This is a genomic window from Leeuwenhoekiella obamensis (assembly GCF_055391795.1).
Genome location: NZ_AP029251.1, coordinates 456,851 through 481,820, shown reverse-complemented (window position 1 = coordinate 481,820; position 24,970 = coordinate 456,851). Strand labels below are relative to the sequence as shown.

Below are 24,970 nucleotides of genomic sequence, written 5' to 3'. Positions count from 1 at the left end.
CTGCAGAAAATGAGCGTCAAAAATAATTTAAACCGCACACAAAAACACAAATTTTACCCAAAATGAGACTTCTGCTTCAACACCTTAAAGCAATCATTTAATTTTACAACAAAAACTAACCATGATCTATAAACAATCTTTGATAGATCGTTTTGTAAGCTACGTAACTATTGACACGCAGAGCGATCCTAATAGCGATACCACACCCAGCACAGATAAACAATGGGATCTTGCACGTAAGTTAGAATACGAGTTGCAAGGCTTAGGACTTGAAGACATCTCTCTTGATGAAAACGGCTACATAATGGCCACCTTACCATCTAATATTGAGAGCGACAAGACGCCTACAATAGGTTTTATCGCCCATTATGATACCACGCCAGATTTTAGCGGAACCAATGTAAAGCCACAGATCATAAATAATTATGACGGCAAAGACATTATTCTTAATGCAGAAAAAGGGATCAAGCTTTCGCCAGAAGAGTTTGAAAGTTTGCTAGACTATAAAGGCCAAACCCTTATCACGACAGACGGTACAACCTTGCTTGGCGCTGATGATAAAGCGGGTATCACAGAGATCATGGAAGCCATAAAATACCTCAAAGAAAATCCTGAGATCAAGCACGGTAAAATTCGAGTAGGATTCACTCCAGATGAAGAAATAGGAAGAGGCGCTCATAAATTTGATGTAGCAAAGTTTGGTGCGCAGTGGGCATACACTTTAGACGGAAGTCAAATAGGCGAATTAGAATATGAGAACTTCAATGCCGCGGGCGCTGTTGTTACCATTAAAGGAAAAAGCGTACATCCAGGTTATGCAAAAGGTAAACTGGTAAACAGTATTTTTATAGCGCAAGATTTTATCAATTCGCTTCCTCCATTAGAAAGACCAGAACACACATCAGAGCGAGAAGGTTTTTTCCATTTACATGGAATAGAAGGTGACGTGGAAGAAACACGCCTCGAACTTATAGTTCGTGACCACGACAAAGAGCACTTTGAAGCTAGAAAAGAGTTTTTACAAAATCTTACTGAAGAACTCAATACTCAATATCAAAGAGAAGTGATCACCATAGAAATAAAAGATCAATACTTCAACATGCGTGAAAAGATCGAACCAGTGATGCACATTGTCGAGATCGCTAAAATCGCAATGGAAGAAGTAGGTGTAGAACCTATCATCAAACCTATTCGCGGTGGTACAGATGGAAGTCAGTTATCTTTTATGGGATTACCTTGTCCTAACATCTTTGCTGGCGGGCATAACTTTCACGGCAGATTTGAATATGTACCTGTAGAAAGTATGATGAAAGCTGTAGAAGTGATCGTGCAAATCGCACAAAACACAGCAAAAGCATAATCATAAAATAGAAGCAATAAAAAAGCCGCTGAAAAATTCAGCGGCTTTTTTATTTGAAATATGTTCTGGTAAATTATTTCTTTTTCTCTTCTGGTGCATTCAATTTTGCACTCATTTCCATAGAGATCGCGCTTCTTTCAAACTTTAATTTACCGGCACCGCTTTCAATAACGCAGGTACCATCATTATTTAATTCAAGCACTTTACCATGCAGACCACTTTTAGTAATAACTCTATCACCTTTTTTAAGTGCTTCTGCGAACTTTTTTTCCTTTTTTTGACGTTGCATTTGTGGTCTTATCATAAATAAGTAAACCACAGCGATCATTGCCAATAAGGGTAAAAACCCCGTAATATTATCCATATTCATTATCCTTGTACGGCTCCAGCTGGCTTAACGAACGCATTGATCGTTACTACCTCGCTACCTTTTTCTGTATTAGATTTAATTGTCACTTTCTTAGTAACCGCGTTAGAACCGCTACCGTTGTATTTTACAACAAGCTCACCTGTATCTCCTGGTTGGATAGGATCTTTAGTCCAAGTAGGAACTGTACAACCACAAGTACTTGTAGCGTTTGTGATCACAAGTGGAGCTTTACCTGTATTCTTAAAAGTGAATGTGTGTTCTACATTCTCTCCTCTATTTATTGTACCAAAGTCAAAAGCAGTTTCTTCAAACTCCATTACCGGGAAAACAGTCGCGTTAGCATCACGGCTAGCTGCCATTTCTACATTTTCGTCTTTTACTTTGTTAGATGCATCATCCTTGCAAGATGTAAATGCAAGTGCGCAAACAGCTGCTAATGCAATAATTCCTTTTTTCATTATTTCTTGATTTTTAAGTATTGTCAAAAATACAATTTATCACATAAAATTCTAGCGACAGCACGGTTATTCTATAAGTCCGCGGCCACTTTTATTGAGTTCGCCGTTGTTTTTATATTGCTTAACAAGGCGGTCTAGAACTCCGTTTACAAAAATGCTACTCTTAGGAGTAGAATATTCTTTTGCAAGTTCTAGATATTCATTGATAGTTACTTTTACAGGAATAGATGGGAATTTTAAAAATTCGCAGATCGCCATATGCAGTAACACTCTGTCTATCATTGCAATTCTATCCTGATCCCAGTTTGGCGTGTTTCCTTTAATCGCATCATCAAAGAAGGTGAAATTCGCCACTGTGCGTTTAAAAAGGTCTTTCGCAAATTGTTCATCCTCCTCATCTTTGTACAATTTTGGTAAGATCGTACTTTCAGGTGAGTTAGGTTTAATCTTTTGCAAACGCATAAGAATTGTAGTATTGATCACTGGTAGATCATCTAGCCAAGTCAATCTATAATCTTCTAGGTAGTCGTACAATTTGTCGTTTGGCGCTACGATTTGCTTAAAGAAGTCTAAGACAAAGTTTTTATCTTCTTTAAAATCTGTTTTGGCTACAGCCAAATAATCTTTATAAAGATCGCTCTCGCGCAACTCATCAAAAATAAGATGCACATACTCATTGTCTAGCCTCCAGTTTTTAAGCTTTCTGCGCTCTAACTCCTTCTGAAGCGTTTCGTTCTCAGCAAGCTTTACTAAGAGCGCGTTATTTACAAAATTAAGACTGGGATTTTTATCCTCTTCTGTAGCAAGGATCTTGTTCTGGGATAATTCTAAATACTCCTTAGAATGTGCATGAATCTCTATGATGAGATCTAATAGAATAAGATATAGATCATACATCTGTGCGATACTAAGTTGTAAGAACTTAGCTTCTTTATGCAAATCTTGCTCTTCACTTTGATGAAGCGCGTAAACGGCCTGCATTACTTTAATCCTGATATGCCTTCTATTGAGCATTTTACAAAGAACTGAAAAGGTTAAAAACTTACGATTGAAAAAGAGAATGAACACACGCTCCTTTTGCGCTGCAAAAATATATCATTTGCTAAAGGTGGCTAAATGATTTTTATCTTTTTATTGATAAGATTTACATCTCGCTGCGCATTTAAGGTTCATCTTATTACTTTATCTTTGCTCTCTCCTTTTTAAGCATGAAAGAACTACAACACCTCAACAAATATTTCAATAAGTATAAATGGCGATTGATCCTCGGTTTCTTTATCGTGATCATTGCCCGTGTTTTTGCGATTCTTACGCCTAAGTTCTCCGGAGATATGATTCAATCTATTGAAGAGTATCTTAAGAATGGTGGTGATTATGAAGCGTTTAAACATGATCTTTTAATGACACTGCTGCTTCTTGTAGGCGCAGCTTTATTATCAGGATTCTTTACTTTCCTAATGCGACAAATGTTTATCGTGGTTTCTCGCTACATGGAAGCTGATCTTAAGGATGAAGTGTATGATCAATACCAGGCGCTTTCACTAAGTTTTTACAAAAGAAATCGCACCGGCGACTTGATGAACCGTATTAGTGAAGATGTCTCTAAAGTGAGAATGTATCTAGGCCCAGCGATCATGTATGGTGTAACTACATTAGTACTTTTTGCAACTGTAATACCTTATATGTATTACACGGCTCCTTCGCTCACACTTTATGTTTTGATTCCGTTGCCTATTCTTAGTGTGGCGATCTATAAGTTAAGCAGGCTAATTCATAAAAGAAGTACAGTTGTACAGCAATATTTGTCACATCTTAGCACTTTTACACAAGAATCATTTAGCGGTATCGGTGTTATTAAAGCTTATGGTTTAGAACCACAAACGGGATTAAAGTTCGCCGATCTTTCAGAAGAGAATCGTAATAAAAACCTTGATCTGGTAAAAGTTCAAGCGTTTTTCTTCCCACTAATGGTTGCATTGATAGGCGCTAGTAACCTGCTTGTAATTTATATTGGAGGAAGACAATACTTAGACGGCACTATTCCTGATCTAGGTGTTATCGTCGAGTTTCTCATCTATGTAAACATGTTAACTTGGCCTGTGGCATCTGTGGGATGGATCACCTCATTAGTTCAACAAGCCGAAGCTTCACAAAAGCGCATCAATGAGTTTCTTAAAGAGAAACCAGAGATTAAAAACCCTACACAAAAGCTTACTCCTATTACCGGCGAGATAGAATTTAAAAATGTTACTTTCACATATAGCGACACTAATATCACAGCGCTTAAAGATGTAAGCTTTAAAGTAAAAGTAGGTGAAACGCTTGCGGTGATCGGTAAAACAGGTTCGGGTAAATCTACGGTTCTTGAATTGCTCACTAGACTTTATGATGTTACTGGCGGCGAGATCTTGATAGATGGTAGACCGATAAACATACTCAATCTTGACAATCTTCGTGATAGCATCGGTTATGTGCCACAAGATGCTTTCTTGTTTAGCGACACGATCAAGGAGAATATAAAATTTGGCAAGTTTAAAGCAAGTGATGAGGAGGTTATCGCTTCCGCGAAAGCGGCTGCCGTACATACAAACATTGAAGGCTTTAGCAAAGGATATGAGACTATTCTAGGCGAACGTGGTATCACATTATCTGGTGGCCAGAAACAGCGTGTAAGCATTGCCCGTGCGTTGATAAAGGATCCTAAGATTTTACTTTTTGACGACAGTCTAAGCGCCGTAGATACAGAAACCGAAGAAGAAATACTCTCTAATATAAACAGTGTTTCTCAAGAAAAAACCACCATTCTTGTAAGCCACAGGATATCTTCTGCGAAGAATGCAGACAATATTATTATTCTTGAAGATGGTAAAATCATTCAGCAGGGTAAACATGAAGAACTCATTAAGCTAGAAGGGTATTACAAAGAGCTTTATGAAAAGCAATTGGAAGAAAAGAAATAGAATAAAAATTTTGGCACAATAAGAATTTTTATCATTTTTGACGTTAACAAGACCTTAACTATAAAATGTAATTATGAGTAACGGAACGCAGGGGAATGATGAAATATTCTCAAAAGTACTAAGAGCAGGAAGAAGAACTTATTTCTTTGATGTAAGGGCAACTCGTGCTGGTGATTATTACTTAACCATTACAGAAAGCAAGAAATTTACTAACGACGACGGTTCTTTTCATTACAAGAAACACAAGATCTATTTATATAAAGAAGATTTTGATGGTTTCAATGAGATCTTAAACGAGATGACTTCTTATATCCTTAATGAAAAAGGAGAAGAAGTGATCAGCGAGCGTCACCAGAGTGATTTCTCTAAAGAGAGCAACACCACAGAAGAAGTTGAAGAGTTTGCAGATGCTTCTACTAAAACTTTTACTGATGTAAGTTTTGATGATATCTAAAAATTAGACACATCAATTATAATATTCTTAAAAAAGCCGACAGTATTTACACTGTCGGCTTTTTTTATGCTGTGTTGTTTTACCGCTTTACCTTAATCCATATATTTAAAAAATCACTAAACAACCACACCCCTTTTATGAGATTAAAATTTACACTATTCATTTTTTCAATGATCTGCTTTACCGCAGTTGCGCAAGATCATTATCCCAAATTAGAATATTATTTACCAGACGATGTCACTTATGATGAGTCGATACCAAAACCGCAAGATATCTTAGGCTGGGTTCCGGGAACTTGGCACGTAAGCCACGACAAACTTGCTGACTATATGCGCCAGATGGCCGATGCTTCTCCACGTATAAAATTGGTAAACCGAGGCACTACCTTTGAAGGCAGACCTATTCTTCTACTTATAATCACATCTCCGGAGAATCATGCAAACCTTGAAGAAATAAGAAAAGCACACGTCGCCCTTAACACTGGCGAGGGTACAAATGCAGATTTAAGCCAGATGCCTGTTGTGACCTATCAAGGGATGTCAATTCACGGTAACGAACCCAGTGGCTCTAACGCCGGTTTACTCGCAGCATATTATTTGGCTGCAGCCAAAGGACCAAAAATCGAAGCTATTCTTAAAAATACAGTTATTCTATTTGACCCAAGTTTTAACCCTGACGGATTGCAACGCTTTGCGCACTGGGCAAATTCTAACAAAGCGATCAATGTAAATACAGATCCTCAAGATCGTGAATATGATGAGACATGGCCCGGCGGAAGAACAAATCACTACTGGTTTGACCTCAACAGAGATTGGCTGCCTGTGCAGTTACCAGAATCACGAGCACGCATTAAAACCTTTCATGAATGGTATCCTAACATCTTGACAGATCATCACGAGATGGGAAGCAATAGTTCATTTTTCTTCCAACCAGGAATTCCCTCAAGAACACACCCGCTTACGCCAAAATTAAACCAACAACTCACCCAAGAGATCGGTACATATCATGCAAAGGCGCTAGATAAAATCGGTTCGCTGTATTACACAGAGGAAGACTATGATGACTTTTATTATGGCAAAGGTTCAACCTTCCCTGATATTAACGGAAGCATAGGTATTCTCTTTGAGCAAGCCAGTTCACGTGGTCACGCACAAGAAACAGATAATGGCGTACTTACTTTTCCTTTTACAATAAGAAATCAGTTTGCCACTTTCCTTTCAACCATTGAAGCCGCGAATAGCATGCGTGAAAAACTGCTGAACTATCAGCGTGATTTTTATAGTGATGAGAGAAATGCTGCGGGTAAAGATGCTTATGTTTTTGGGTCAAAAGATGATCCTGCCAGAGCGTATCATCTAGCCGAGATCTTAGATAGACAAGGAATAGAAATTCAGAAACCTTCAAAAGATTTCAAGATCAACGGTAAAGAATTTGACGCAAATGCTTCTTATGTTGTTCCTAAAGATCAAATGCATTCTACCATTTTAAAAGCAATGTTTGAGACCAGAACTACGTTTCAAGACAGTCTTTTTTACGACATCAGCGCATGGAGCTTCCCGATGGCTTTTGACCTTGATTTCGCAGACAATGCATCTACCAGTTTAGGAGGTGAAACTATTGAGAATCTTGCAATACCAGAAGGTCAGCTTTCTGGAAAAAGTAATTATGCGTATTTACTTCACTGGGAAGATTATTATGCACCAAAGGCATTAAGCAAACTTCTTAACGCGGGCATCAGAGCAAAAGTCGCTATGCAACCGTTTACTTCTGGCGGTAAAGAATATGATTATGGTACGATCATGTTTACTGTTCAAAATCAAAACCTGAATCCAGATGAGATCTATTCTCTTGTTCAGGAGATCACAAATGAAACTCCGGTTAAGATCGATGCAGCTTCTACTGGGCTTACGCCAAATGGAATCGACTTTGGTAGTCGCCAATTTGAACCAGTTAAACCTGTTAAAGTAGGTCTTATTGTCGGCGAAGGAATCACTTATGCTGATGCAGGTGAGATCTGGCATCTATTTGACACGCGCTATGACATGGTCATCACAAAGCTTGATACAAAGAACTTAGGTAGAGATGATCTAAGTAAATACACAGACATCATTTTACCAAACGCCTGGGGAAGCGCAATAGACGACAACGCTTCTGAAGCTTTAAAGACTTGGGTAAAACTTGGCGGTAATCTTATTGGCTATCGCAATGCAGCTAGATGGTTAAGCAGTAATAACATGATCAATGTAGATTTTGTTCCTACCAGCAATCCTGCAAAGAACATATCTTTTGAACAACGTGATGAGTTTAGCGGGGCACAGGTAATAGGTGGAGCGATTTTTAAGGCTAAACTAGATAGATCACATCCTGTCAATTTTGGGATGGGTGATGATAATCTATTCTTGTTTAGAAACACAACTCTTTTTATTGAAGCAGATGATACTAGCTATAAAAATCCTATTCAATACACGGAAGATCCATTAGCCAGTGGATATATAAGCAAGATCAACCTTGAAGCAATAAAGAACACAAGACCATTTGTTCAACAACGCTATGGTAGAGGAAGCGTGATCATCATGACAGACAACACAAATTTCAGATCATTTTGGTACGGGACGAACAAGCTACTAATGAACGCTATTTTCTTTGATAAAGCGATGTAATAAAAAAGAAACCCCAATCTATTTTAAAATAGATTGGGGTAATCCCATTGGCTAGTTTAGAAGAGAAAACAATTAAATTGTTTCATCGGTATAAAGATTGCAAAAATATCTGTATTAAAAAAGGGTAAAAAACCCCTATTTCGCAAGTTTTCACCCTTTTACATAAATTATTTTCAATTTTACTTCAATTTCGATTCATTTTATTCAAAATTTTAAGTAAAAAACAACCGCTTTAACACAACGCAAACGTTTGATTACTAAACAATTATTCACAAACTCTCTCTTTTGTTGTCAAATCCATAAAAGACTAATAATCAGTTGTGTTAAAATTTCAAGTTTAATGTGTGATCTTTAGTTTCTCTATCATTTCTTTAGAAATTTGTCCGCTGTAAGCGCCATAGGCATCTACCAGCTGACCTTTAATTCCGTCTTTTGTGTTGATCAAATAAAGCACACTATTGTCATCAGGATTTGACATTCCTTCAAAACGCATAGCCTCTTCTACTTCTATTTCTTCGGCTTTCCAAATACGTTTTAAATGCTTTGATTCTATGCCATCATCTATAAGATTAAAATCTGTATCATAACCTTTCTTCTTCAAGTCTTCAATGGCTACACTAAGTGATGAATATGTATTTTTCATGATTCTGTTTTTCTTAAAATTACAAAGCGCCTTCTCCCATGACAAAACTTTAAAACAACTTTAGTATTTGTAACTTTAGCGCAGTTCTAACGACACATCAGCAAACTCAATACAATGGCAAACACTCCATCTAATATGATCCCGCTAGGGACAAAAGCTCCTGACTTCACTCTTCTTGATACAGTAACAAAAAAACCAGTTTCACTAGAGGATGTAAGAGGTGAGCGCGGCACTGTGGTGATGTTCATATGCAATCATTGCCCTTTTGTAAAGCATATTAATGACGAGATGGTGCGCATTGCAAATGATTATCGAGTGCTTGGCTTTGGCTTTGTCGCCATTAGCAGTAATGATGTAGAGAACTACCCACAAGATGGCCCTGAGCTAATGCATCAAAATGCACGCAAACACAATTTCACTTTCCCTTATCTGTATGATGAGACTCAGGCTGTCGCCAAAGAATATGACGCGGCATGCACGCCAGACTTCTATCTTTTTGACGATGCGCTAGAGCTAGTATATCGCGGACAATTAGATGATTCTCGCCCCGGTAATGGCATCCCAGTAAACGGAAGAGACCTACGCGAAGCTTTAGACAATGTCCTGAATAGCAGACCTCAAAATCAGCATCAAAAGCCTAGCATAGGCTGTAATATTAAATGGAAGCCGAATTCTTAAACTGGTCTTTACCATTATCTTATTATGAGTAAAGACTTCAAAGAACAGCTCATCCTGCATTTGCATAGCATTCTTGATGAAAAGATAAATGGCTTTAAAGCTAACATCGCATCAATACAAGAATCTCGTGACAATGATACTAAGAGCAGCGCGGGTGATAAGTTTGAAACAGGCAGAGCAATGGCAGATATTGAACTTGCCAATGTTGAACGCCAACTCAATCAAACCCTTAATCAAAAGCAGGAATTAAACAGGCTTTCGCCAAATGCTGATCACAACAATGCACACTACGGTAGCTTAGTTTATACCACCGCCGGACTTTACTTTCTGGCAATAAGCCTTGGCCCTGTAAAATTTGATAAGGAAGAAGTGTTCTGTATTTCCTTATCATCGCCCATTGGGGAAGCTATTAAAGGAAAGAAAGCTGGTGAAGATTTTTCCTTTAGAGGACGAAGCATTTTTATAAAAGACATTCAATAAAAAACCCCGCATCGCTGCGGGGTTGTTCTTTTCGCCGAAAGGCTAATATTACATTACAAACAAAGGTCTGTCTTGCATCATCTCGTTTACCTTCTCTCCTATTGACTCTAGCTTCTCATCATTGTCGTGATTTGCGATAGCCTCATCTATAAGTTCTACGATCGCTCCCATATCGTCTTCTTTAAGTCCGCGGGTGGTTACTGCTGCAACACCTATACGAATACCAGAAGTTACAAATGGAGAACGTGTATCAAACGGTACCATGTTCTTGTTCACAGTGATATCTGCTTTACCTAGCGCCTCTTCTGCTTCTTTACCAGATACATCTTTGTTGCGAAGATCGATAAGCATCATGTGGTTGTCTGTACCGCCAGAGATAATATCATATCCTTTATCAACAAATGCTTTTGCCATAACAGCTGCATTTTTCTTTACCTGCACTGCGTAGTGTAAGAACTCATCTGTTAGTGCTTCACCAAAAGCAATAGCTTTTGCAGCGATGATGTGCTCTAATGGTCCTCCTTGATTACCTGGGAAGATCCCACTATCTAATAAAGAAGACATCATACGCAGGTTGCCATTCTTCAATTTGATACCAAATGGGTTCTCAAAATCTTTACCCATAAGGATCATACCTCCACGAGGTCCACGTAAGGTTTTGTGCGTTGTAGTGGTACAAATATGACAGTGTGGCACTGGATCTCCTATCACTCCTTTAGCGATAAGACCTGCAGGGTGCGCCATATCACAAAAAAGGATAGCGCCCACTTTGTCAGCTATTTCGCGGAAGCGTGCATAATCTATCTCACGGCTGTAAGCAGATGCACCTGCGATTATCATTTTTGGTTTAGTCTCTAGTGCGATCTCTTCTATCTTATCATAGTTAAGACGGCCAGTTTCTTTCTCAACACCATAAAAGACAGCGTTATAAAGTTTACCAGAGAAGTTTACTGGAGAACCATGAGTAAGGTGACCACCGTGTGATAAGTCAAAACCTAAAAAGGTATCTCCTGCATTAAGACAAGTATGAAACACCGCAGCGTTAGCTTGCGAGCCAGAGTGTGGCTGTACATTTACATATTCTGCATCAAATAATTCTTTTGCGCGATCACGAGCGATATCTTCTATTACATCTACAACCTCGCACCCACCATAATATCGCTTACCAGGATACCCCTCAGCATATTTGTTAGTTAGTACAGATCCTGCCGCTGCCATCACTTCTTCACTTACAAAATTCTCAGACGCAATAAGCTCTAAACCATTTAATTGCCTTTGTTTTTCCTGTTCTATCAGGTCAAAGATTTCGGTATCCTTTAGCATTGTATTAAAGTTTGTTAAATTAGGTTCAAAAGTAATGATAACAATTGGTCAGTACTATATAAATTCTATATTTGAGCAAACTAATTACTAACAGATTATTAAAAATATGTCTTCACAAGCGAACGATCCTAAACGTAAAACCTGGCTCGAAATACCTAAGAATTCTGATTTCCCCATTCAGAACATTCCTTTTGGTGTTTTCTTAACCCGTGATGACATTATCACTATAGGTACGAGAATAGGAGACCACGCCATAGATCTTGGGGCATTACATCAGTTAGGATATTTTGAAGGCATCCCGCTTACAGATGATATCTTCTTGCAGGATACTCTTAACGACTTTATCGCAGACGGCCGCAAAACATGGCGACTAGTGCGCGACCGTATTTCTGATATTTTTGAAGAAAGCAACACAAGCCTTAAGGATAATAAAGAGCATCTAGACCGTGTGATCTTTAGCATGGATGAGATAGAGATGCAACTTCCTGTGCAAATAGGCGATTATACAGACTTTTATAGTAGTAAAGAACATGCCACTAATGTGGGCACAATGTTTAGAGATCCAGAAAATGCACTGCTGCCTAACTGGCTTCACCTGCCAGTAGCATACCATGGGCGTAGCAGTAGTATTATTCCATCAGGCATCCCTATTCACAGACCACAAGGGCAAAAATTACCCAACGGTGCCACAAAACCTATTTTTGGCCCCAGCCGCCTTGTAGACTTTGAACTCGAGATGGCATTTATCACAACAGACGCAAATGAACTAGGCCAGCCTATCCCGGTTGACGAAGCTGAGGATTACATCTTTGGTCTAGTATTATTTAACGACTGGAGCGCGCGCGACATCCAGAAATGGGAATACGTGCCACTAGGGCCATTCCTTGCAAAAAACTTTGCATCTACCATTTCTTGCTGGATCGTTACTCTAGATGCGCTAGAGCCATTCCGCGTAGAAAGCCCAGAACCAGAGCAGGAGTTATTACCATATTTACAGTATAGCGGTAAGAAAAGCTTTGATATCAATCTAGAAGTTGCCCTTAAGCCTGATGGCAAAAAGGAAACAGTTGTATCAAAATCAAACTTTAAACATCTGTACTGGAATATGAGTCAGCAGCTGGCTCACCACACCATTAACGGTTGCCCGGTGAATAGCGGCGACATGATGGGAAGCGGTACCATAAGCGGGCCTACGCCAAAATCTTATGGATCTATGCTAGAACTTAGCTGGAAGGGTAGCAAGCCTGTAAAACTTAAAGAGGGCGGCGATAGAAAATTCATAGAAGACAACGACACCGTGATCATGCGTGGCTATTGCGAGAAAGACAATGTGCGCATCGGTTTTGGCGAATGTTCTACTAAGCTACTACCGGTTTTTGAACCTAAAAAGAAGTAAAACCTCATGTACAAACCACGCGAATACAACGACCTCTCTGCCTACCTCATCGTAGATGGCGCGCAGCAAATGATCGATCTACTGGTAACGATCTTTGATGCAAAACCCTTGAGAAGGTACGACCGTGGTGACAAGATAGGCCATGCCGAGGTGCAAATAGGCGACACCGTGCTTATGCTCGCAGACGCTAATGAGCACTACCCGGCAAACAGCACCGTATTGCACGTGTATGTAGAAGACGCCATTGCCGTTTACAACAAGGCGATCGCTGCCGGTTGCAAGGGCATTAAAGAGCCCACACAGCTTAGCGAAGACGATGATAAACGCGGTACTATCTCAGACTTTAGCGGTAATATGTGGTCTATCGCAACCCAGGTTTCATAAAGCAATAAGCAGTATATACTTTTTTATTGCGCTGGGGCGCGAAAAATACTGCGCAACGATCAAAAGAGAGTTGCGCAACTCTTTATCAAATCATAAGCATGATCTGGTAGAAAGTTGCGCAACTCTTTTTTATTTCTTGGTATAGTCTAGCGTGAGTAAGCGTTGCTTGATGTCTTTTGCTGGGCTATAAACGATCTTGTTGCCAGTGATGTTTTCTTTGCTTACTGCTGCAACACTTTCTTCGCCGGTGCCTTTGAGACTTAACCGCATTGAGCCTAGTTCGCCCAGCTCTACAATATGATTTGTAGCGAGCTTCTGCGGGATGATGTCTACTAGTGCGGTAAGCACACCCACAACATCTGCCCTACCCATTGTACTTCTGCGGCTTATCTCGATCGCTAGTTGCGAGAGATCTATGCGGTTGTGGTTATCTGCTACGGGATAGTACTTGATGTTTCCGCCGCCGGTTACGCCGGGTTCGCCGCGAGAGACTACTTTATATTTAAAAGCCATGGGTATGCGTATTGAGAGTTCTAACTATGTTTTGACAGGCCACAAAGCAACAAACCGCTGATTGTGTGCATGCTAAAGATAGTTAAATCGCATGAGGCTACTTTTGGCGAAAGCCAAAAAAGGATAATTATACGTGTGGTGTGGGGTGGTTAAAGGTCGTCTGCGTTTGCGATCATCTCTGCTACATCTAGCACTTCTATCTCGCTTTCTTTGTGCTTTGCCTTAACGCCGTCTGTCATCATGGTGTTGCAAAATGGGCATCCTGCGGCGATGACGTCTGGTTTTACCTCTAGCGCTTCTTCTGTGCGGGCTACGTTTACATCTTTGTTGCCCTTCTCTGGTTCTTTAAACATCTGTGCGCCGCCGGCTCCACAGCAGAAGCCTTTAGTTTTGCAGCGTTTCATTTCTACCAGTTCTACTTCTAATTTTTCTAGGAGTTCGCGGGGTGCTTCATAGATCCTGTTTGCTCTTGCGAGGTAGCATGGGTCATGAAAGGTGATGCGTTTGCCTTTAAATTTACCGCCTTGTACGGTGAGGCGCCCCTCTGCTATGAGGGATTTGAGGAACTGGGTGTGGTGCAATACTTGGTAGTTGCCGCCCAGGCCGGGATATTCGTTTGCAATGGTATTAAAGCAGTGCGGGCATGCGGTAACGATCTTCTTTACTTCATAGCCGTTTAATACTTCAATATTGGTGACTGCTTGCATCTGGAACAGGAATTCGTTACCTGCTCTTTTTGCGGGGTCACCTGTACAGCTCTCTTCGGTTCCCAGAACGGCAAAGTCTACATTGGCTTTGTTAAGTAGTTTTACAAAGGCTTTTGTGATCTTTTTTGCTCTATCATCAAAGCTGCCAGCGCAGCCTACCCAGAACAAGACTTCTGGAGTCTTGCCTTCTGCCATGCATTGAGCCATTGTGGGAACTGTGAGAGTCTGTGACATGTATGCTTAATCTTTAAATACTTCTATTGTAGTTTCTTTTTCTACAAGGTCTGTGAATTTTCCTTTATAACGGGTAGCGCGCACTAGGTGATTGTCTATCCAGTGGTAGTTACCCCCGCGTGGTTTGCCCATAAGTAGGCTGTGGTATTTAAAACCGTTTTTATCTAACCAGGTTTCTGTAACTTCGCGGTGTTCTTCTGTTCTGGATGTGAAGAAGCAGATCATATGCCCTTCATCATACCATTTGTTTAATGTTTCGAGCGCATCTGGAAACGGCTCGCAGGTTACCATGCGCTCCGGCTCTTCGTTAGGCACGTCTTCTGTGATGGTTCCATCAATATCAATAAGATAATTCTTGATACCTTCTGGCAATACAGGGCTTACGTGTTCTCCTCCTTCTACTTTGTCGTGCAACATTTTCTCTACCTCTTCTTTTTTCATTACTGAAATATTTATTGGTTTTTGGTTTGTTGATTTTAGTTTTCGTTAACCCAGTTTGCTCTGTCCATCTGGTTGTAAGGCCATGGTGCAGCGTTGTTCTCAATATTACTCATAGCGTTGTTAAGCTCATTAGGCGCAGCACTCTGCTCCATAACAAGGTACTGACGCATACTCATAATAATAGACAACGGATTGATGCTTACCGGGCAGGCTTCTACACACGCGTTACAAGTTGTACACGCCCACAGCTCTTCTCTAGTGATATAATCGTCTAGAAGTTGCTTGCCATCATCTTCAAATTTGCCGTTATTTTTATCAATATTTTTACCTATCTCTTCTATTCGGTCGCGTGTATCCATCATTATCTTACGCGGACTGAGAAGTTTTCCTGTTCTGTTTGCGGGGCATTCATTAGTACAACGGCCACACTCTGTACAGGTGTAAGCATTCATAAGTTGTACCCACGATAGATCTGTTGCATCGCTTGCGCCAAATTTCTCTGGCTCTGCGGCCTCTTCTGCAGGAGCAGCATAAGGATCTGCCTCAGGGTCCATCATGAGTTTTACCTCTTGTGTCACTGCATCTAGATTATCAAACTGACCTTGTGGCTTCATACGTCCGTAATATGTATTAGGGAATGCTAGAAGAATATGCAAATGCTTTGAATAGTATAGATAATTAAGGAATACTAATATCCCTAATATATGCAACCACCATGCGGCACGCTCTATAATGATAAGCGTTGCAGTGGCTGTGTTTTCAAAAATAGGTGCGATAAACTGACTCACCGGGAAAGAACCAATAATACCAGCCTCGCTAGCATAATGCTCTGCTCCTCGCAATTGCAGCTGCAAGTCTGCGGCATTCATCGTTAAGAACACCAGCATCAATACAAACTCAAAATACAAGATAAGGTTTGCGTCTAGCTTAGGCCAGCCCTTAAGTTCACCTTGCGAGAAACGCCAGATGTGCATGATGTTTCGGCGTAGCCAGAAGATAATTACCCCAACGAATACGAGCAATGCAAAAACTTCAAACACCGCGATAAGAAAATCATAGAAGCCACCCATAAATGAGAAAACGCGGTGTGTACCAGCCACACCGTCTATGATAATCTCTAATACCTCTATATTAATGATGATAAAACCAAGATATACAAGAACGTGTATGATCCCCGAAACAGGGCGGCGCACCATCTTGTATTGTCCTAGCGCGATCTTTGCCATATTCTTAAAACGAATGGCCTTGTTATCGCTGCGATCTTCATCTTTACCTAACTTGATGTTACGTATAAGCTTCTTAACGTTTAACGCAAAAAAACCTCCCCCTGCAATAAGGGCCAGTGCAAAAAGTATATTAGGTAAGTACTGCATGAATATTATCTAAGAGAATCTAATGGCGGTTGATAGTCGCCAGGTCTTTTACCAAAAACAGAGAAATGAATATAACGTTTTGGGTTGAGTTTTATGTCTTGTAGTAGTTGTTCTAACTGTCGCGTAGCACCTTCAAGATTATCGTACATCTTCTCATCCTTAAGAAGTTTACCAGCGGTTCCTTCACCGTTCTCAAGACGAGCAGCAATAGACTCAAAGTCTGTGATCGCGTTCTCTAACTTAGCCACCAGCGGACTCAACTCTAACTGAGCCAATGAGTCGCTTAACTTATTAAAGTTAGTAGACATTTCATCAAGATTCGTAAAAGTACGATCAAGCTTAGAACTGTTATTTGAGATCAAACCGTTAAGCTCTTGAGAAGCATTCTTAAACTCTGATGCCATGATACTAAGATCTGCAACAGCTACACGCAAGTTTCTACGAGTATCTTTATCAAGAACATCTACAACTGCTGTTAATACCGAGTCTGCATCTGTTATTGCGCTTTCTACTTTTCGCTGTAGCGGGGTAAGACGCTCATTCACGAGCTCCATGATCCCTTCCTCAACATTACTAGGAAGTGTATCACCATCCTTTGCCATCATGCCTTGCTCATAATCTGGTAAAACCGCAAGCGATTTACCACCTATAAGACCACCACCATAGATCTGTGCGGTACTGTTTTTAGAAAATTCAAAGTCATTATTGACCTTAAACGTAACAAGTAGTTTTCCTTCTCTACCTAGAAAATCAATAGACACTACCTTACCCACTTCAAGACCATTAATGGTAACGCTAGACGAAGGCGCAAGTCCCTCAACATTATCATATACAGCATAAAATGTACGGTCGTTATCTAATAAATTGCGCCCTTTTAAAAAGCTATAACCAAATATTAGCAGAATAATAGCAACAACGGCAAGAAGACCAGTTTTAACCTCTTTAGAAAATTTCAAAGTAATTTTTTTGATATAGAAACAAATTTAGGAATTAATTTTGGTTACCCTTGTCGCCTAAACTTTAATTTAAGATATTCTTTACAGGCACTTTAATTCCGTTTTGAAAAGACACTATATATGCGGTTTTATAGCCCTTTCTTTTGGCTTCCGCCAAATGTTCTGTGATCTGTGTATAGTTTGAAGTGGCACCATAATAGTATTTATACAAATTGCCTTCCTTCGCCTTTGAAATATTGCGTAAACCTTTAAAATTATATGGCTTGATATCAAGGTTTTTACTACTAGCAGCGATCTGCACTTTAAAGACCACATCCTTATATACTTTATCATCCACTTTTGCCGCTGGTACGATGTCCTTAATATGTATAAAGTCGTTTGTATCTACGTTTTGTTTATACTCTTTTACCGCATTTGCAATAGAAGTTGCGATCGCTGTTTGCCCTTTAGAAGAATTAAGATACTTACCTTCTTCCACATTAGTAACAAATCCTGTTTCAATTAGTACGCTAGGCATCACCGTTTGATGCAATACAATAAAACCCGCCTGCTTCACACTGCGATCTTTTCTTTTTAGCTTTTCGCGAAAATTAGTCTGAATCAAATCTGCCAGCTGTATGCTCTGATCTAAGAACTCTTCTTGCATCATGGTCAAACCAATTAATGACTCTGGAGAATTGATATCATACTGACCGTATTTTTCTTCATAATTCTCTTCCAGAAAGATCACCTCGTTCTCTGCTTTTGCAACTTCAAAGTTGGTTTTATTCCTATGTAAACCCAGAACATAGGTCTCTGCTCCACTTGCCTGCGAACTATGCGCATTACAGTGAACAGAAACAAAAAGATCTGCTTCTGCTTTATTAGCGATCTTCCCACGATCAAAAAGCTCTACAAACACATCAGTTTTACGTGTGTAAACAACTTTGATGTCTTTGTTTTTCTCTAGCTCTTTTCCTACTTGAAGAACGATCTTTAAAGCAATATCCTTCTCAATCCCGTATTTTGAATTCTTCCCAGGGTCATGACCACCGTGACCGGCGTCTAGAACCACCACAAACTTCTTACCTTCTTGAGCGTGCATTTCTTTTGGCGAAAGCCCGCTAAAAAGAAAGATTAAACATACTAGGATATAAAGTATTCTCGTTTTCATATGCATCTTAACGTAGATCAATAGATTTTGGTACATGGCATTTTTGCTCAATCGGAACTCGCCTTTGAAAAAATGATGTACTTTTGGCACTTTAATTGAGGCACAAAATTCACACAAAAATAGCACTAATCGATTTGCAAACAAACCGTCTGAAAATCCTTATCGCTTTAAGCCTTTTCATGCTTTGCAACGTTGCTGTTTTTGGGCAGGATATACCTGTTAAGGCAACCTCCATAGAACCAGTGGATTCTATTTCAAACGGTGTGCCAAATGTGATGGAAGGCAATACGCTTACTGATCAACCTCTTGTAAATACTGCGCAACAAGATTCTACAAAAACAGATTCAATTCCTGGTCCGCGTGAGCCACTTTCTGACATTGTGAAGTATAACGCGACGGATTATACGCATTTTGAGAGAAAAACGCAGCGACTTTATTTATACAATGAAGCACAGATCGCCTATCAAGATATGACGATAAATGCCGGCGAGATCATACTAGATAACAAAACGAATACTGTTTTTGCTCGAGGTATTGTTGATACTAGCGGCACGTATACTCAAATCCCGGTTTTTGTACAGGCAGAAAATGAGGTAAAGCCAGATAGTATCGTATTTAACTTTAAGACTGAAAAGGCGATCATATACGGTTCACGCACGCAACAGCAGGAGTTTTTCATTAAAAACGAAGTAAGTAAACGCGTAAATGACAGTGTTGTTTTTATGCGTAATGTGCGCTTCACCACGAGTGCAAACGAAGAAGATCCTGAATATTATTTTTATGCGCGTAAGGTAAAATTCATACCAGGTAAGAAGATCGTTACTGGTCTTGTAAATATGTTTATCGCTGATGTTCCTACTCCTATCGGGATTCCTTTTTCTTATTTCCCTATGGAGAAAAAACGTGCGGTTTCTGGGTTTATACTGCCTTCTCCTGGAGAGTCTAACAGGCGCGGTTATTACTTGCAGAATGGAGGTTACTATTTCGCTTTAAGCGATTACTTTGATCTTACCCTTACCGGAGATTATTATACTAATGGTAGTTATGGTTTGCGCGCTGCAACTTCTTATAAAAAGAGATACAAGTACAGCGGTAACGTGAATATTAGATACGAACGGCAAATTACTAGCGAATTAGGTTTACCAGATTACAGCCGTACGAATATTTATAACATCCAGTGGTCGCATCAACAAGATTCTAAATCTAGCCCGAACTCTAGATTCTCAGCTTCGGTTAACTTGGGAAGTAGCGATTACTACAACCAAAGTATAAACATCAACAACATAGGTAACCGTTTACAGAACAACTTTAGCTCATCGGTTTCTTATTCTAAGACTTTTCAAACCATCCCGCAGGTTAATTTATCCTTAACCGGTACGCACTCGCAGAACTCAAGAACTGGCGTGATCAATATGACATTGCCTACGATGCAACTTAACGTAGATCGTATTTATCCTTTTGCGCCAAGCAGCGGGACGAAAAAAGGGATTATTCAAAACATTAACTTGAACTATTCTGGACGTGGCGAAAACAGGTTTGTAACCACAGACGAAGAATTCTTTACCGCTAAGATGTTTAGAGAAGGTGAAATGGGAATTCGCCATAGCATCCCGATCACGACCAACTTTAAAATGTTCAAACATTTTAGTGTTTCGGCGAGTACTAATTATACAGAGAACTGGGTTTTTGAAACTATTGACCGCAGATTTGATGAGATAGAACGCGAGGTCGTTACTGACACAGTTCAAGGTTTTGATGCTTTTAGAACCTACAACTTCAGTACAAGTGTGGGAACCACGATTTATGGTACAATTCCCTTTGGCGAAGACAAAAAAATACAAGCTATACGCCACGTGATCAAGCCTAGCATCTCATATAGCTACAACCCGGCGTTTGATCAATATTACGAGACTTATTTAGCGCCTGAGGCTAATAATCCTAATGGTCCGCTTACGCGCGAAATAGAATACTCTAGATTTCAAGGTGGTTTTTATGGCGCGCCTAGTAACTTTAAATCTAGCGGCTTAAGCATTAATATTAACCAAAGTATTGAAGCAAAAGTGCGCGATAAAGATAGTACGGCTTTAGAGCCAAAAAAGATCTCACTGCTAGACAACTTTGCGATATCTACTAATTACAACTTTGCTGCAGACAGTTTAAAGTTAAGCCCAGTTCAAATGCGAGGTTCGATCCCGATCGTTCAAAGAAAACTGAATGTGAATTTTGGGATGACTTTAGATCCTTATGCGCTTAACAACAACAACCGAAGAATCGATAAATGGAATATTGACAACGGTGGTAGTTTGTTTAGATTAACAAATGCTTTTGCAAGTTTTGGGTATTCCTTCTCCAGCAAGGATTTTGATAAAGAAACTGAAAATGATGATCCTTTAGAAAATCAAACGTATCGCAATGGTGGTAGGCAGGATAATCTTTTTGGCGCATCACCAGACGAGATCAACGGCGAATTTTATGCAGACTCTCAAGTTCCTGAAGAGAAAGAAGAAGAAAAAGAAGAACAGCCGTTTTATCGCTTTAAAATTCCGTGGACGTTGCGTGCCAACTACAATATAAATTATGGTAATGCAACACGTCAAAACAGTATAACATCACACGCTTTAAACTTTAGTGGTGATGTAGAGCTTGGCGAACGCTGGTTTGTGGGCGCATCTTCTGGTGTAGATTTTACAAACATGCGCTTTACTCCTACGCAGTTACGCTTTAGACGTGATCTAGAGAGTTTCAACATGACATTTACATGGACGCCTTTTGGGTCTTATGCATCTTGGAACTTTTTCATAGGCATTAAGTCTAGCGTGCTAAGTGACCTTAAGTACGAGAAACGTAGATCTCCTGACGAACGTCTTTAAGTAGTTTGATATCTTTTGGCGAAAGCCACCCTCAAAAAATACAGATGGTTTAATTTAGCATTCTTAATCTAATGCTAACTAATAACCATGAAACGAATAATAAGCACTCCGCTAGCTCCGGCACCTATAGGCCCATATAATCAGGCCATTTTCTCTGGAGACACACTTTACATAAGCGGGCAGATCCCAATGAATCCTGAAACCGGCAAACTTGTAAGTGGTGATATACAAGAAGAGACGCGTATGGTGATGAGTAATCTTAAGGCTATTCTTGCTGCTGCAGATCTTACCTTTGAGCATGTTGTAAAAAGCTCGATCTTTTTAAGCGACATGAACAGTTTTGCTAAGGTAAATGAAGTTTATGGTGAGTTCTTTAACGAAAAAACCGCCCCTGCAAGAGAGACGGTTGAAGTGGCGAATTTGCCAAAATTTGTGAATGTAGAAATATCTATGATCGCAGTAGTTTAGACAGTAATAAAACTACGGTGATATGCTACAAGGCCTTCAATAGGACGTTTTAAAATTCTTCCTATTGTAAGGTCGTATTCTTTAAGCAATCTCTTAAGCTCATCTTGAAGATAGAAGGCGATAGATCCTACAAAATGTACAGGAGCTGTTTTTGCCTCTTCTTCAAACTGAAGAATTTGATTTTCTATAAATAACCTAAGCCCTTTTTCTATCAAGCGCTGGCTGTACTCGTGTTCTTTATTTGTAATAAGAAAACGTGCAAACTGTGCAAGATAAGTATTAGGGTTTGGCATTTTATAAAGCTGATTCTTGATCGTCTCCGCAGTAAGGTCAAACTCTTTTGCAAATTCGTAAGCAAGATCTTTAGGTATTTTATTGAAATGGAAATCACGTAGAAGTTGTCTCCCGTAGTAATTACCACTACCATCATCCATAAGAATGTATCCTAGAGAAGTTACCTTCTGTACGATCTCGTTACCATCATACATGCTACAGTTAGAACCTGTACCTATGATACAAACAATTCCTGATTCAGCTTTTTTAGTAGTAGCATAAAGTGCCGCGTGGGTATCTTCTTTAATCTCAATGTTTGTGGCCTTGTCAAAAAAGTCATTAAATACTTCTCTTATAAGTTCACGAGGTTTGATAGTACCGCAACCTGCGCCATAAAAATAGACGTGAGTTACTTCATGGCGATGTTTATAGAGCTCATAATTATTTATGATTCGCTCTGTAAGGATTTCTGCCGAAAGTACTTGAGGGTTAAGTCCAAACGTTTGTGTCTGGAACATCTGATCCCCTTCTTCATTAAGTGCGATCCAGTCTGTCTTTGTAGAACCGCTATCTACTACTAAAATCATATAATCCTGTTAATTTAGAGAAATGACCCCTTTCAAAGTTGATTGAAAAGGGTCTATTAAATTTCTTCAAGAAAGTGTAAACTATAGAGAAGTTACGTACTCAGCAAGGTCTACAAGTTTGTTTGAGTAACCAAACTCGTTATCATACCATGATACAACCTTGAAGAATTTTGAGTTTAACTCAATACCAGCACCTGCATCAAAGATACTTGTGCGTGCATCACCTACAAAATCCTGAGATACTACAGCCTCATCAGTGTATCCTAATATTCCTTTTAGTTCACCTTCTGCAGCTGCTTTAAATGTTTTCTTGATATCCTCGTAGCTAGTTTCTTTTTCAAGACGTACAGTTAAATCTACAACAGAAACATCTGTAGTAGGAACTCTAAATGCCATACCTGTTAATTTACCTTCTAGAGCTGGGATAACTTTAGTTACTGCTTTTGCAGCACCAGTAGATGCAGGGATGATGTTTGCCATCGCGCTACGACCACCGCGGTAATCTTTCTTTGAAGGACCATCTACTGTAAGCTGAGTAGCTGTAGTAGCGTGAACTGTAGTCATAAGACCTTCTTCAATACCGTAAGCATCATCTAATACTTTAGCGATAGGTGCAAGACAGTTTGTAGTACAAGAAGCGTTAGAAACGATGTTTTGATCAGCAGTAGCTTCTTTGTGGTTTACACCCATTACATACATAGGAGCATCTTTAGAAGGAGCTGAAATCACAACCTTCTTAGCACCAGCATCAAGGTGATATTGTGCAGTATCAAGTGTAGTGAAGATACCTGTACACTCTGCTACAACGTCTACACCAGCTTCATCCCACTTAAGCGCCTTAGGATCACGCTCTGCAGTAACACGCACGGTCTTACCGTTAACGATAAGGTTACCATCTTTAACTTCTACGGTTCCATCAAACTGACCGTGTACAGAGTCATATTTAAGTAGGTATGCTAAGTGCTCTACATCTAGTAGGTCATTAATTGCAACTACATCTACATTATCTCTCTTCACAGTAGCTCTAAACACAATTCTTCCAATGCGTCCAAAACCGTTGATTCCTAATTTTAAATTTGCCATTCTTTTGGTTTGTTTTGATTATTAAAATTTAGGTGGTCATTATTTCAGACACCCGTATTAATTCTTTGTTGATTTTTGATTCTCCGTGCAAAGCATCTTCTATGGGACACAGCGTCATTTTATCATGCACTGTACCTACCATAAAGTTGCTTTTTCCTTCCATAAGACTTTCTACAGCCTTAACGCCCATTCTACTTGCAAGAACTCTGTCAAAACAAGTAGGAGAACCACCACGTTGCATATGCCCTAACACCATTACACGCACATCATAACCTTCGTTAAGATCATCGATGTAATCTTTAAGTTCAAAAACGTTCTTACCCGTTTTATCACCCTCTGCAACGATCACGATACTACTAAGCTTTCCGCTTTTGCGACTACGCTCTAGAGACTCAAGCAATCTTGCGATCCCAATACTTTCTTCTGGGATCATGATCTGCTCTGCTCCTGCTCCAATACCCGCATTAAGCGCAATATGACCTACATCACGTCCCATAACCTCAATAAAGAAAAGTCGGTTATGTGAACTTGCTGTATCACGTATTTTATCAATAGCTTCTACAGCTGTATTAAGCGCAGTATCGTATCCTAGCGTAAAGTCCGTACCAGCGATATCATTATCAATGGTTCCTGGAATACCAATTACAGGAAAATCATACTCTTTATTAAAAACAAGCCCTCCAGTAAAAGTTCCGTCACCGCCAATAAGAACCATGGCATCAACACCTTCTTTTACAAGATTATCATACGCTTGCTTTCTTCCTTCTGGGGTTTTAAACCTCATCGAGCGAGCAGACTTTAATATAGTTCCTCCTCTGTTAATGATGTCTCTTACGCTTCTCGCGTTCATAGGTTCAAAGTCTGCTTCAATAAGACCTTCATACCCACGATAGACACCCAGACATTCTATATTATGATATGCGCATGTACGCACAACAGATCTAACCGCTGCATTCATTCCAGGAGAATCTCCCCCAGAGGTCAAAACCGCTATTTTGTTAATTTTTTTACTCATTTTTTGAAATAAGGCAGGTAAAAATAGTAATTGAATTGAATTTTCAATGATGTTAAGCGTCCAATTTCTAACTATTGATAAAATCAATCGTTTTCGTTAACAAATATTTTTTTCAATGTTTAAAAATTCAT

General features: G+C 39.6%; 24 protein-coding genes. 10 read left to right on the top strand and 14 right to left on the bottom strand.

The features are described from left to right. Positions 1 to 121: 121 nt before the first annotated feature. Positions 122 to 1,360, top strand: a complete 1,239-nt coding sequence (gene pepT, locus ACZ5L8_RS02210) for a peptidase T (protein WP_464439439.1) — start codon at positions 122 to 124, stop codon at positions 1,358 to 1,360. Between the two features lie 73 nt (positions 1,361 to 1,433). On the opposite strand, the gene yajC is transcribed toward pepT, so the two are convergent. The 3 genes from yajC to nusB all read right to left on the bottom strand — a co-directional run bounded on the left by yajC (position 1,434) and on the right by nusB (position 3,202). Next, entirely contained in the window at positions 1,434 to 1,724 is a 291-nt protein-coding gene (gene yajC / locus ACZ5L8_RS02205) for a preprotein translocase subunit YajC (protein ID WP_462599099.1), read from the bottom strand. Positions 1,725 to 1,729: 5 nt separating this feature from the next. After that, on the bottom strand, positions 1,730 to 2,188 hold the full coding sequence (locus ACZ5L8_RS02200) for a DUF1573 domain-containing protein (RefSeq protein ID WP_462599100.1): 459 nt from the start codon (positions 2,186 to 2,188) through the stop codon (positions 1,730 to 1,732). A gap of 66 nt (positions 2,189 to 2,254) precedes the next feature. After that, positions 2,255 to 3,202: a transcription antitermination factor NusB gene (gene nusB, locus ACZ5L8_RS02195; protein WP_462599101.1), complete on the bottom strand. Its 948-nt coding sequence runs from the start codon at positions 3,200 to 3,202 to the stop codon at positions 2,255 to 2,257. Between the two features lie 194 nt (positions 3,203 to 3,396). Between nusB and ACZ5L8_RS02190 the strand changes: the two genes are divergently transcribed. The 3 genes from ACZ5L8_RS02190 to ACZ5L8_RS02180 all read left to right on the top strand — a co-directional run bounded on the left by ACZ5L8_RS02190 (position 3,397) and on the right by ACZ5L8_RS02180 (position 8,262). After that, on the top strand, positions 3,397 to 5,148 hold the full coding sequence (locus ACZ5L8_RS02190; protein ID WP_464439436.1) for an ABC transporter ATP-binding protein: 1,752 nt from the start codon (positions 3,397 to 3,399) through the stop codon (positions 5,146 to 5,148). A 73-nt stretch (positions 5,149 to 5,221) separates the two neighbouring features. After that, complete coding sequence (locus ACZ5L8_RS02185; protein ID WP_464439434.1) at positions 5,222 to 5,602, top strand: PUR family DNA/RNA-binding protein; 381 nt, start codon at positions 5,222 to 5,224, stop codon at positions 5,600 to 5,602. Between the two features lie 137 nt (positions 5,603 to 5,739). Further along, entirely contained in the window at positions 5,740 to 8,262 is a 2,523-nt protein-coding gene (locus ACZ5L8_RS02180) for a M14 family metallopeptidase (RefSeq protein ID WP_464439432.1), read from the top strand. A 337-nt stretch (positions 8,263 to 8,599) separates the two neighbouring features. On the opposite strand, the gene ACZ5L8_RS02175 is transcribed toward ACZ5L8_RS02180, so the two are convergent. Then, the gene (locus tag ACZ5L8_RS02175; protein ID WP_464439430.1) at positions 8,600 to 8,905 is read right to left on the bottom strand and encodes a phosphoribosylpyrophosphate synthetase; all 306 of its coding nucleotides are present in this window, start codon (positions 8,903 to 8,905) and stop codon (positions 8,600 to 8,602) included. 114 nt (positions 8,906 to 9,019) lie between these two features. Between ACZ5L8_RS02175 and ACZ5L8_RS02170 the strand changes: the two genes are divergently transcribed. After that, positions 9,020 to 9,583: a thioredoxin family protein gene (locus tag ACZ5L8_RS02170; RefSeq protein WP_464439429.1), complete on the top strand. Its 564-nt coding sequence runs from the start codon at positions 9,020 to 9,022 to the stop codon at positions 9,581 to 9,583. A gap of 24 nt (positions 9,584 to 9,607) precedes the next feature. Beyond that, on the top strand, positions 9,608 to 10,063 hold the full coding sequence (locus ACZ5L8_RS02165) for a hypothetical protein (RefSeq protein WP_464439427.1): 456 nt from the start codon (positions 9,608 to 9,610) through the stop codon (positions 10,061 to 10,063). Between the two features lie 48 nt (positions 10,064 to 10,111). Here ACZ5L8_RS02165 and glyA read toward each other — a convergent pair whose 3' ends face one another. Continuing rightward, positions 10,112 to 11,386 carry a serine hydroxymethyltransferase gene (gene glyA / locus ACZ5L8_RS02160; protein WP_464439426.1) on the bottom strand — a complete coding sequence of 425 codons (1,275 nt, stop codon included), beginning with the start codon at positions 11,384 to 11,386 and terminating at the stop codon, positions 10,112 to 10,114. Positions 11,387 to 11,492: 106 nt separating this feature from the next. Here glyA and fahA point away from each other — a divergent pair, with 106 nt between their 5' ends. Both fahA and ACZ5L8_RS02150 read left to right on the top strand, forming a co-directional pair. Beyond that, on the top strand, positions 11,493 to 12,782 hold the full coding sequence (gene fahA, locus ACZ5L8_RS02155; RefSeq protein WP_464439425.1) for a fumarylacetoacetase: 1,290 nt from the start codon (positions 11,493 to 11,495) through the stop codon (positions 12,780 to 12,782). Positions 12,783 to 12,788: 6 nt separating this feature from the next. Next, positions 12,789 to 13,166 carry a VOC family protein gene (locus tag ACZ5L8_RS02150; RefSeq protein ID WP_464439424.1) on the top strand — a complete coding sequence of 126 codons (378 nt, stop codon included), beginning with the start codon at positions 12,789 to 12,791 and terminating at the stop codon, positions 13,164 to 13,166. 129 nt (positions 13,167 to 13,295) lie between these two features. On the opposite strand, the gene ACZ5L8_RS02145 is transcribed toward ACZ5L8_RS02150, so the two are convergent. From ACZ5L8_RS02145 to ACZ5L8_RS02120, 6 genes are all read right to left on the bottom strand, one after another. Then, positions 13,296 to 13,679 (bottom strand): HU family DNA-binding protein, encoded by a 384-nt coding sequence (locus tag ACZ5L8_RS02145; protein WP_464439423.1) that lies wholly within the window; start codon positions 13,677 to 13,679, stop codon positions 13,296 to 13,298. A gap of 149 nt (positions 13,680 to 13,828) precedes the next feature. Beyond that, positions 13,829 to 14,620: a (Fe-S)-binding protein gene (locus ACZ5L8_RS02140; RefSeq protein ID WP_464439421.1), complete on the bottom strand. Its 792-nt coding sequence runs from the start codon at positions 14,618 to 14,620 to the stop codon at positions 13,829 to 13,831. A gap of 6 nt (positions 14,621 to 14,626) precedes the next feature. After that, a complete protein-coding gene (locus ACZ5L8_RS02135) occupies positions 14,627 to 15,061 on the bottom strand; it encodes an LNS2 domain-containing protein (RefSeq protein WP_464439420.1) in 435 nt (144 codons plus the stop codon). 35 nt (positions 15,062 to 15,096) lie between these two features. Then, entirely contained in the window at positions 15,097 to 16,434 is a 1,338-nt protein-coding gene (locus ACZ5L8_RS02130; protein WP_464439418.1) for a 4Fe-4S dicluster domain-containing protein, read from the bottom strand. Between the two features lie 5 nt (positions 16,435 to 16,439). Further along, the gene (locus tag ACZ5L8_RS02125; RefSeq protein ID WP_464439416.1) at positions 16,440 to 17,390 is read right to left on the bottom strand and encodes an MlaD family protein; all 951 of its coding nucleotides are present in this window, start codon (positions 17,388 to 17,390) and stop codon (positions 16,440 to 16,442) included. 64 nt (positions 17,391 to 17,454) lie between these two features. Then, on the bottom strand, positions 17,455 to 18,543 hold the full coding sequence (locus ACZ5L8_RS02120) for an N-acetylmuramoyl-L-alanine amidase family protein (protein ID WP_464440902.1): 1,089 nt from the start codon (positions 18,541 to 18,543) through the stop codon (positions 17,455 to 17,457). A gap of 179 nt (positions 18,544 to 18,722) precedes the next feature. Between ACZ5L8_RS02120 and ACZ5L8_RS02115 the strand changes: the two genes are divergently transcribed. Together ACZ5L8_RS02115 and ACZ5L8_RS02110 are read left to right on the top strand one after the other, a co-directional pair. Continuing rightward, positions 18,723 to 21,413 (top strand): putative LPS assembly protein LptD, encoded by a 2,691-nt coding sequence (locus ACZ5L8_RS02115; RefSeq protein ID WP_464439414.1) that lies wholly within the window; start codon positions 18,723 to 18,725, stop codon positions 21,411 to 21,413. 87 nt (positions 21,414 to 21,500) lie between these two features. After that, on the top strand, positions 21,501 to 21,881 hold the full coding sequence (locus ACZ5L8_RS02110; protein ID WP_464439412.1) for a RidA family protein: 381 nt from the start codon (positions 21,501 to 21,503) through the stop codon (positions 21,879 to 21,881). Here the strand turns inward: ACZ5L8_RS02110 and ACZ5L8_RS02105 are convergent. The 3 genes from ACZ5L8_RS02105 to pfkA all read right to left on the bottom strand — a co-directional run bounded on the left by ACZ5L8_RS02105 (position 21,878) and on the right by pfkA (position 24,839). Next, positions 21,878 to 22,741, bottom strand: a complete 864-nt coding sequence (locus ACZ5L8_RS02105; RefSeq protein WP_464439410.1) for a BadF/BadG/BcrA/BcrD ATPase family protein — start codon at positions 22,739 to 22,741, stop codon at positions 21,878 to 21,880. The genes ACZ5L8_RS02110 and ACZ5L8_RS02105 overlap by 4 nt on opposite strands. 81 nt (positions 22,742 to 22,822) lie before the next feature. After that, on the bottom strand, positions 22,823 to 23,824 hold the full coding sequence (gene gap, locus ACZ5L8_RS02100) for a type I glyceraldehyde-3-phosphate dehydrogenase (protein ID WP_464439408.1): 1,002 nt from the start codon (positions 23,822 to 23,824) through the stop codon (positions 22,823 to 22,825). Positions 23,825 to 23,852: 28 nt separating this feature from the next. After that, positions 23,853 to 24,839 carry a 6-phosphofructokinase gene (gene pfkA / locus ACZ5L8_RS02095; RefSeq protein ID WP_464439406.1) on the bottom strand — a complete coding sequence of 329 codons (987 nt, stop codon included), beginning with the start codon at positions 24,837 to 24,839 and terminating at the stop codon, positions 23,853 to 23,855. Positions 24,840 to 24,970: the final 131 nt, after the last annotated feature.